1 protein-coding gene is annotated in these 278 nt (G+C 30.6%); it reads right to left on the bottom strand.

Annotated features, from left to right (window positions below):
* Window positions 1-278: PH domain-containing protein (locus tag SCA31_RS23105; RefSeq protein ID WP_410699368.1), on the bottom strand; the 278-nt coding region annotated here is incomplete at both ends.

The raw sequence follows: 278 nt of genomic DNA, 5'->3' as shown, positions 1-278 counted from the left end.
GTAAAAAGCTTTGGCTGCACTTTTATTATATAATTTAAATTCTGCAGTTGAACCTTGTGTGTATATCTTCATCGAAGAAGTAAGAATACCTGAATCATATTCTACAGAAGAGATCTTATCATGCATAAATTCATTTTCTACAACACCTCCAAAGAATTTTTTATCGATAAACACGATTCTTTTTTGTGTAGAGAAAACAATACCTTCACGGTTATTACCTAAATATTTTCCTTCTGCAATGGCGATAATTTTTTCGCCATTATCCAAAATATTCACCA

This window comes from Chryseobacterium sp. SIMBA_028 (genome assembly GCF_046535285.1).
Taxonomy (GTDB): Bacteria; Bacteroidota; Bacteroidia; order Flavobacteriales; family Weeksellaceae; genus Chryseobacterium.
The sequence above is the reverse complement of the archived record's forward strand: the minus strand, read 5'-3'. Positions and strand labels throughout refer to the sequence as shown.